The 7,821-nt window shown below is 65.0% G+C and carries 7 protein-coding genes and 1 pseudogene; all 8 read right to left on the bottom strand.

Annotation, left to right across the window (positions count from 1 at the left end):
- Window positions 1-1,093: acyl-CoA dehydrogenase family protein (locus C479_RS15455; protein WP_049907456.1), on the bottom strand; the 1,093-nt coding region annotated here is incomplete at its 3' end.
- Window positions 1,094-1,192: 99 nt separating this feature from the next.
- Entirely contained in the window at window positions 1,193-2,467 is a 1,275-nt protein-coding gene (locus C479_RS15450; RefSeq protein WP_007704682.1) for an HAD family hydrolase, read from the bottom strand.
- A 69-nt stretch (window positions 2,468-2,536) separates the two neighbouring features.
- Window positions 2,537-3,838, bottom strand: a complete 1,302-nt coding sequence (hflX, locus tag C479_RS15445) for a GTPase HflX (protein WP_007704681.1) — start codon at window positions 3,836-3,838, stop codon at window positions 2,537-2,539.
- Window positions 3,839-4,062: 224 nt separating this feature from the next.
- Window positions 4,063-4,788, bottom strand: coding sequence for a ribosome assembly factor SBDS (locus C479_RS15440; RefSeq protein WP_007704679.1), 726 nt, complete (start codon window positions 4,786-4,788; stop codon window positions 4,063-4,065).
- Between the two features lie 154 nt (window positions 4,789-4,942).
- Window positions 4,943-5,701 (bottom strand): archaeal proteasome endopeptidase complex subunit alpha, encoded by a 759-nt coding sequence (gene psmA / locus C479_RS15435; protein ID WP_007704678.1) that lies wholly within the window; start codon window positions 5,699-5,701, stop codon window positions 4,943-4,945.
- Between the two features lie 262 nt (window positions 5,702-5,963).
- Window positions 5,964-6,353: pseudogene (locus C479_RS15430) on the bottom strand (Rpp14/Pop5 family protein); the annotation flags it as partial.
- A complete protein-coding gene (locus C479_RS15425; protein ID WP_007704671.1) occupies window positions 6,350-6,973 on the bottom strand; it encodes a class I SAM-dependent methyltransferase in 624 nt (207 codons plus the stop codon). The gene C479_RS15425 and the pseudogene C479_RS15430, both read right to left, overlap by 4 nt.
- A complete protein-coding gene (locus tag C479_RS15420; RefSeq protein ID WP_007704668.1) occupies window positions 6,957-7,643 on the bottom strand; it encodes an RNase P subunit p30 family protein in 687 nt (228 codons plus the stop codon). The genes C479_RS15425 and C479_RS15420 overlap by 17 nt, the downstream gene beginning before the upstream one ends.
- Between the last annotated feature and the right edge of the window lie 178 nt (window positions 7,644-7,821).

Genomic DNA, 7,821 nt, shown 5'->3' with positions numbered 1-7,821 from the left:
CGCCATCAGAGATGTGTATAAGAGACAGGATCTTGGCGTCGCGGTAGAGGCGTTCGACCTCGCCCTCGGTGACGTAGCCGTAGCCGCCGTGGAGCTGGACGGCGTCGTTCGTCACGTCCATCGCCGCCTCGCTGGCGGTATACTTCGCCATACTGGCTGCCATCGGAGCGTCAGCGGTGCCCGCTGCGCGCTGGCGAGCGGCGTGGCGAGTGAGCTGGCGCGCGGCCTCCGTACTGGTCGCCATCTCGGCGAGCGTGTGCCGGACCGACTGGATGTCGGCGATCGGGCCGTCGAACTGTTCGCGCTCCTGGCTGTAGGAGACCGCCTCTTCTACGGCGTGGTCGGCCAGTCCGACCGCCTGCGAGGCGATCGCGACGCGACCGCCGGTGAGGATCTCGAACGCGGCCGAGAGGCCCTTTCCCTCCTCTGTAAGTCGATTTTCGGCCGGGATCCGCACGTCGTCGAAGGTGAGCGACGTGGTATCGCTCGCCCGAAGGCCGAGTTTGTCCTCCTTCTCGCCGACCGTGAGCCCGTCGACGTCCTTCGGGACGAGGAACTGGGTGACGGTGTTGGGGTCCTCGCGATCCGTCTTGGCGAAGAGGATGATGACGCCGGAACGGACGCCGTTCGTGATCCACTGTTTCTCGCCGTTGATCACGTACTCGTCTCCGTCACGGCGCGCCTCGGTCGACATGTCGGCGGGGTTCGACCCCGCGTGCGGTTCGGAGAGCGCGAACGCCCCGACCGGTCGCCCGTCGGCCATCTCCGGGAGCCAGCGCTCTTGCTGGGCGTCGGACCCGAACGTCCGAAGACACGACGTGGCGAGACCGTGGACGGATAGCGCCGTCGCGACGGCGAGCGAGCCGTATGCGACCGACTCGTAGACCACGCTCGCGGTCACCGGGTCCGCGTCGTAGCCGCCGTACTCGGCGGGGACCGTGAGGCCTGTCAAGTCGAGCTCCGCGAGGCCGTCCCAGATCTCCTCCGGGAACGTCTGGGTTTCGTCCGCCTCTCGCGCGATCGGCCGGATCTCTTCGCGCGCGAACTCGCGAACCACGTCCCGAATTGCGCGCTGTTCGTCCGTGAGCGTCATACCGACCCGTTCGGAGAGCCAGATGAAAAGAACCCCGAATCCCATCCGCCCGGCGATCGGAAACCGGTCACTCACTCACTCACTCACTCACGTACTCAATTACTCAGGCACCTGTGCGAACTCGTTCATCGCCGCGATCGTCTGGAGGACGTCCGCACTTTTCCCCCGGTCGAAAACCAGTTCCTCGGTCGACAGGACGTGATCGAGAACTGCCTTCGAGGCGTGGTTCGGGGCCGCGGCGATACCAGCACTGTTCTCGGCTACCCACTCCATCACCCGCAGATCGCTCTTCGAGTCGCCCATCACCAGCGCGAACGGGTCCGCCACGCCGAGGACGTCGAGCGCTCGCTGGACGCCCACCACCTTGTTGAGTTCGAGGCTCCCGATCTCGGCGGCGTCGGCCTCGTAGTACGCGACGTCGATGCGCTCCAGCACGTCCACATGGGCGTCAGAGAGCTCACCCGCATCGGTCCCCGGATAGGTTCCGGCCCGTTCGAGCACGCGTCGGATCTCGGGGTCCGCATCGGCGTAGAACGCCCGCGTTTGTTGTCGGAGATCGGGAGCGCCGCGCTCGTCCACGACGTCCGACCCAGTCGCCGACAGTTGCCGGTAAACGGCGTCGGCGAGCAGGTCGAGCAGGTAGCCGAGCGCCTCGTCGATCAATTCGCGAGCGTCGGACGAACCGATCTCGTAGTTCGGCTTCAGTGTCACGTTGAACTCGTTCCCCTGCAGGTGGCACCCGCGACGCAGGTCCGCCGGCGCGTCGGTCAGGACCCGCCCCCGGACGTCCTCGAAGATCGCTCGGATGGGTTCGTCGAGGGCCTCGTACAGCAACTGCTTCGTCTCGGCACCGTGGCCGGGCGCGAACACGCCGGTTCCCGACTCGTAGACGATCGCGAGATCACCCGAGTGGACGAGTTCGCTGCCGAGACCCTGAATCGCGAACCCCTTGACGTTCTCCAGCGTCTGTCCGGTACAGATCACGATGGGGACACCCGCCTCGTGAAACCGGGTGAGGGCGTGGAGGGTCTCTCGCGGGATCTCGTTGTCCGTCCCGCCGGCCGAGCGCAACGTCTCGTCGACGTCCAGTACGAGGACGTTGACTGGCCGTCCGTGTGAGGTGGACAGGTCGAGTGCGGTGAACGCCTGATCGCGCGTGGCCGTGGCAGCAACGCCGGCGAGCGTCTCACCCTCGTCGAAGGCCGAACGGATCCGTTCTTTCCGTCGATCGAGTTCGGCGTTCGCTCGGTCCCAGTACTCGAGGACGACGCGGGAATCCATCGGAGGCAGCAGATCGACGAACGTCTGGTACGCCCGTACCGAGTCCGTATCGTAGGATTCGTACAGTTCGTAGAGGGTATCGTGCGTGACCATACCCCATCGCCACCGAACGGCGGGAAAACGGTTTCCGTCGGGTGCGCTGGGACTGGGAGTCGAGACACCTCATGCGGACTCGGCAGCGGCCTCTCGCAGGTCGCCCGCCCGCGTTCGCGCCCTGGCGACGATCTCGGGACGGGCCTCGAACGAGACGTGGACGTCCGCGTCGCCGTAGGTGACGTCCTCGACGTGGGCGTTGTCGTGGATCCAGGAGACGACGCTCATTGTGTCGTCGGTCATGGGAAGGACGAGCCGTTCGTGCTCCCAGTCGGGAAGCTCCTCGTCGATCCGATCGAGGAGGGGGTCGACGCCCTCGCCCTCGCGGGCGCTCACCGCGACCGGGTTCGGTGCGAGTCCGGAGAGGGCGCGTCGCTTCTCGTCGAGTTCCTCGTCGCTCACCCGGTCGATCTTGTTGAAGACCGTCACGATCGGCGCCTCGTTACGCTCGTAGAGCGTATCGTGACTGGTCACGAGCTTCTCGTGAATCTCGTCGATCGGTTCGCTGACGTCGACGACGAGCAACACCAGGTCGGCCCGATAGACCGAGTCCAGCGTCGACTTGAACGACTCGACGAGCCAGTGAGGCAGGTCCGAGATGAACCCGACGGTGTCGGTGACCAGCACGTCACGGGGCTCGATGTCGGCTCGGCGGGTCGTCGTCCCGAGCGTCGTGAACAGCCGATCCTCGGATTCGGCGGTCGCGTCGAGGTCGGGATGGAGACCGGCGTTCTCGTCGACGTCCAGATCGCTCGCGAGGCGACGAAGTAACGTCGACTTGCCGGCGTTCGTGTAGCCCGCCAGCGCGACGAGATCGAAGCCCGAATCCCGGCGTCGTGCCCGGCGCTGCTCTTCGGTCTGCTCGATCCGATCGAGTTCGTCACGGATCCGACTGATCTGGGCTTTGATGTCCTCTTCGCGACTCTCGTCGTACTCGCCGAGACCCATGAACCCGGGATGTTCGTCCCGACGGGCGAGACTCGCCTTCGCCTCCGCACGCGGCAACTCGTAGCGCAACTCCGCGAGTTCGACCTGCAGTTGGGCCTTTCGCGTCTGCGCACGCTGGCCGAAGATCTCGAGGATGAGTGTGAACCGATCGATCACCTCGGCGCCCTCCGGCAAGCGCTGGCCGAGGTTGTACGTCTGATAGGGACCGAGCCGATTGTCGAAGATGACCGTCGTGGCGTCGGTCTCGGCGACCAGCGTCGCGAGTTCGTCGGCTTTCCCCTCGCCAAGCTGTAACGCGGCGTCTGCCGTGCGCGTCTGCGTACACTCCCCGACGACGGTGTAGCCCGCGGCCTCGGCGAGGTCGGTGATCTCACCGGTGTCCGGAACGCCCGAATCGACACGCTTTGCGATCACCGCTCTCATCCGCGACGACCCTCCAGAGCGTTCGTATTCAACGCACTGACCGCAGACCGAACAGTGCGCACGGTCGGTGATCGATCAGCGTCAGCAATGGCTGTTCGACAGGCGCCGGCTCGCGATGGCCGTCCCGACAGGTCGAACTCAGCGATGGCAGGCCGTCACCCCGATTCGTGTTGGCCGCGTCATACTGGAATTGATGTCACCGACCGCCTTGAATCCCGCGGCGGCTACCGCGTGTTCAGGTCGTCTTTGTCCTTGACGACCCGCGTCTCGGCTTCGCCACTCGTGTGTTCGTTCACCAGGTCGTAGAAGTCGTTCTGGAGGCCTGCGGGGAAGGTAAGGACACCCACCCACGAGCCGTCCGCCTGCCACTCCTCGCGCTCTAGGTCACCGAACTGACGGACCTTCGCCTGGGCGCTTCCGGCGTACTCCGCCGGGAGTGACACCGCGAGCGTCACCTCTTCGAATCGGATCGGAATGACCGGCCGCAACTCGTCTAAGGCCTCGTCGACCTGCCCCTCGACGGGTTCCATCGGATCGACCTGGAACCCCGCCTCCTCGAGGGCGCTCTCGATGCGCTCCGGGGGGTGGGGCGCGTTGTCCATCTGTGGATTGACCGCGTTGCGCGTGATGCGCGTGATCAGGTTCTTTCGCTTCTGTTCTTGCATCTCGCGGCGCTGTTCGGCCGTGATCTGAATCTCCCCGCGTTCGATCACCTCGGGGATGATCTCGAGCGGGTCCGTCGTCTCGAAGACCTCTTCGAGTGCCGACTCAGCAGGCCGGTCGCCCCGCGAGGCGTTCTCGAAGACGTCCTCCGCGGCGATCACGTCCTCCAGTTCGCCGTCGAACTCGCCGCGTTTGATGGCGAGTGCCGCGTCCGGGTCGACCAGGACCTCGAAGCGCTCCCCGTGTGTCTCGAGTTGCGCCGTCACCGCCTCGTCGAGTGATATCATACCGATGGCTTTCCCGGGAGGTTACAAGAGTGTTTCCCGACGACACAACTGGAGACAGCAACTGACTCTCGACAGCCAACGGTATCATTGAACCGCGCTCGACGATGCTATTCGGGACGACTACCCGGCGAAAATCGACCGAACGCGCGAGTCGCTACTCGTCGTCGTCTTCGGCGTCAGGATCGGCGAGGAGATCCGTCTCCTCGAGTTTGTCCGCGATACGATCCTGGTCGAAGACGTCGAACGTTTCGGTCTCGACGTCGACCGTCGCGAGGCCGACTTCCGATGGAAGCAAGGAGCCGTCGTTGACCGACGCCAGTGCGTCGAGTGCGAGTCCGATGCCGTCGTCGAGTTCGGCCTCGTCGTCGTAATGTTCCTCCAGGTAGTCCTGGAGTTCGCCACGGTCAGCACCGACCGCGAGTGCCTTCCACTCGTAGGGCGTGCCGGACGGGTCCGTCTCGAAGAGTCGCGGCTCGCCGTTTTCGATCCCGCCGACGATCAACGCGACGCCGAACGGTCGGGCGCCACCGACCTGCGTGTACTGCTGGATGTGGTCGGTGATCTCCTTCGTCAGCCCCTCGACACCGATCGGTTCGCCGTAGCGCAACTGGTTGACCTGGGCCTGGCGGCGGGCGAAGTCGATCAGTTGGCGGGCGTCGGCCACGTGGCCGGCGCTCGCGATGCCGACGTGGTCGTCGGCCTTGTGGATCTTCTCGACGGAGGAGTCCTCGAGAAGCGGCGACGGAATACGCTTGTCGACGGCGAGAACGACGCCGTCGCTCGTTCTGATGCCGATACTCGCCGTTCCGCGCTTGACGGCCTCACGGGCGTACTCGACCTGATACAGTCGACCATCAGGTGAGAAGATCGTGATGCCACGGTCGTAGGCCTGCTGTTGGGCTTGTCCCTGCATAGTATCACGCTAGATCGAGGTCTGTCGTGTCGTCGGCGAGCTGGGCGCCCGCTGTAGAGGCAACGACGGCACTGACGCACAGTCGGTTCCGGACACGACGTTTCTCTCGGTAAACCGTTGCCCATCGCGTCCTAAATAGTTTTCTTACCAGGGTGACGTCGCCGCGGACGACACCGTCCCACCGGCGAGTGATCGACATCGATCCCGTCGTCACCCGTCGGAAAACAGGACCGTTCTCGGCTCGGGCCGGTCATGCCAGTTCGAGGAACGAATTCCGGGCGGCCCGAATCGTCCCGCTGACGCCCCTGACGTGGACGCCGACGGGAACGTCGTCGATACAGTCGATGCAGGCCAGTGCCGCTCTGGCCGGGTCCGTCTCGCCACGCCTGACACGAACCAGCGCTTCGCCGAACTCGCCTTCGGCCCCGGCCTCGTCGGTCGAACCAGTGGTTCCCCCACCGGAGCCGTCGAACTCGAACGCGACGACCGTGAGATCGGCGGCGGCACTCCCCGGATCGCCGAGTAAATTTTGTGCGGCGTACCAGCACTCGCGTTGGAAACTCCGCCGCGGTACCGATTCACCGGGTGGCGTTTCCAGGCCGACGGACAGGTAGCGCCAACGTGGCCGGAGATGTTTGGGGAGGTGCTTCATGCGGCCGTCTCGTCGGACTCTGGGCGTTCGGCGACGAGGACGCCGACCTGGTCGTGAACCCGTTCGGCGGCCGTCACCACGAACCCGACGTCGGTCAGCACGTCGACGAGGTGGCCGACGGTCGCCGGATCGTCGACATCGGGCGCGTAGAACGGTTCGTCCGGGTTCGGCTCGCCGAAGAACATCACGTCTCCGAGAACGAACCGATCGGGGTCGTACGCCGTGATCCGTTCGATCGCCTCGCGCTTTTCGGCGTCGTTCAGGTGGTGCATCGCGAAGTTCGAGACGACGATCGACGCCGGCCCCTCGTACGCCGGGTCGCGAAAGGTGCCGTGATCGAACGAAACGTTCTCGATCCCAGCGTCGGCGGCCTTCGATCGGGCTTCGTCCATCATCCCCTCGCTAACGTCTCGTCCGACGACACGTTTCGCCTCCCCCGCTAGTGCCAGTGCGATCGCTCCCGTTCCGGTACCGAGGTCGAGAACGACGTCGTCCGACGAGGGGGCAGCGTGTTCGACGACGAGGTCGGCACAGGCGCGGTACTCGGGCGTCTTCGAGTCGTCGTACTCGCCGGCTACCTCGTCGAATCTGGCAGCGTGTTCCTCAACGGTCCGTTTCATATCGACCTCGTTCGACCCCCGGCTCAATGAAAGACTCGGACCGGACGTGACGATTTCGCGACGCGAGTCGGCCCCACTCGGCAAGCCCCTCACTGACCCACTCACCGGGAAGACCGAGTTGTTCTCCGACGGCACACAGATCCCGTGGCGCTCGAAGCTCCAGGTGTGAAGACGCCCCGGCACTCACCACGTAGGGAGCGTCGTAGTACTCGACGAGTTCGTAGAGCTTTCGAAGCGACTGGATCGCCCTGACACGCCGTCCACCGGTTCGTCGAAGGATACCTCCGAGGTTGCACTCGAGTCGGACACCGTTCGTCGCCGCCGCCTTCGCCATCACGTGATTGACGTCGCCATCCCGACCCATCGGTCGGGTAAGCACGTCGATTTTTTCGGTTTCGACGGCGAACCGGTTCATCTCAGGCGACCCACCCTCCAAGAGCACGAGCGTGTGATCCGATCGGGCGTTACCGACGGCCCCGCTGGCCACCTGCGGGTCAGCCGTCCGGATCGTCGTGGCGTCGACGGCGTCGATCGGTCGGTCGTCGAGACTGGACTCGGGCAGCGACTCGGCGTTCCGGACGACGACCCCGTCGTACCCGAACGTCGCCGCACGATCGACGACGAGATCGAACGATGCACCGTCGGAGTCGATCGTGACGGCTTCGTACATGGTCTGATCGAGGTGGGGCGGTAACTTGGGAATTGCGTTCGCCCCGGCGTCACCAATCACGTACCGGTGGCTCGACGTTCACGTCATCTGATCCGAAGAAAACGATCGATTCGCGGCGATCGTGTGATCGCGGCTGCGCACGCGAGTGGGGACACTCGCGGACGGGCACTGGAATACC

Origin of the sequence: Halovivax asiaticus JCM 14624 (genome assembly GCF_000337515.1) — an archaeon.
GTDB classification, from domain to species: domain Archaea; phylum Halobacteriota; class Halobacteria; order Halobacteriales; family Natrialbaceae; genus Halovivax; species Halovivax asiaticus.
Note: the sequence above shows the minus strand (reverse complement) of the source record. Positions and strands in the feature narration are given on the sequence as shown.